The organism is Ideonella azotifigens, assembly GCF_006519715.1.
GTDB lineage: Bacteria > Pseudomonadota > Gammaproteobacteria > Burkholderiales > Burkholderiaceae_C > Ideonella > Ideonella azotifigens.
The window spans coordinates 1-1,270 of the sequence record NZ_VIDT01001091.1; the positions used below are offsets into that span (position 1 = coordinate 1).

The 1,270-nt window shown below is 68.7% G+C and carries 1 protein-coding gene; it reads left to right on the top strand.

Features of this window, described 5'->3' with window-relative positions; genetic code table 11:
• Positions 1-303: 303 nt before the first annotated feature.
• Positions 304-1,270: alpha/beta fold hydrolase (locus tag FKP22_RS30795; protein ID WP_141291983.1), on the top strand; the 967-nt coding region annotated here is incomplete at its 3' end.

Below are 1,270 nucleotides of genomic sequence, written 5' to 3' on the forward strand. Positions count from 1 at the left end.
GCCAGTGACAGCGTGGGGGCGGCCACCATGCTGGCCGCAGGCGCTTCGGTGGCCTGGACGTTGGCGACCTGCAGCAGGCCGCCGATGACGAGCTTGGCGCTCAGGCGAGCCAGCATGCGCAGACTAGAAACCATGGCCATGGATCGCTCCCGTGGAAGGTGACGCAATGCGAAAAATTCTTGCACGCTCGCTCTCCCGCTTGCCGGTCTTTCGGCGAGCAAAGTAGGGGGATGGGTTAACGCGAGGGTGGCCGCGTTTTTGCTGGCGCGGATACTGCTGCCCACCGTTGTGACAAGGTTCCGCATGCGCCTGCAAGAGTCCCTGAAGTTCGCCTGCCGGCCTTTGCTGCTGCTGGCCCTTGCCTGTGTCACCGCTGCTGCGCAGGGCGCTGCGCAGCGCCTCGCGAAACCGGTCCCTGCCTGGCCGGACATGGCGGTTGGGCCCAGCCAGATCCAGGTCGGCAGCCTGACACTGGAACGCTGCCACGAGATCGCCTACTGTGGCCGGCTGGACCGCCCCTTCGACCCCACCGGCACGGTGCCCGGCACCATCGCCATCCGCTTCGAGCTCTACCGCCGCCACCTGGCGGACCAGCCGGCCACAGGTACCTTTGTCGCCGTCGAAGGCGGGCCTGGCTATCCGTCCAGCGGCACGCGCAGCGCCTACCTGCGCCTGCTGTGGCCGCTGATGGACAGCAAGGATTTGCTGCTGGTCGACAACCGCGGCACCGGCGGCTCACAAGCCGTCGACTGCCCGCGCCTGCAGACCGAACACCGCAGCGGCGGGCCGACCGTTGCCGACATCGCCGCCTGCGGCCGCCAGCTGGGCGCCAGCGCGCCGCTCTACAGCAGCGCCTACGCGGCAGACGACCTGGCCGCAGTGCTGGCGGCGCTTGAGCGCAGCTCGGTCGACCTCTATGGCGACTCCTACGGCACCTACTTCAGCCAGGTCTTCGCCTACCGGCATCCGTCCTTGCTGCGCTCCGTCGTGCTGGATTCGGCCTACCCTGTGCCCATGGTCGGCGGCGAGTCGCCCTGGTACCCGTATTTCGCGCCGACGATGAACAACGCGTTCAACCAGGTCTGCGCCCGCTCCCCGTACTGCGCTGCCTTGCCCGGCAGCGGCATGGACCACATCCAGCCTGCACTGGACCTGCTGCGCGCCCATCCGTTCGACGCCCAGGCCCGCAATGCCGACGGCGAGATGACCAGCTTCCGCGCAGAGCCCTCGACGCTGGCGCTGGTGATGCTGGCCGGCGCGCCGCCGTACG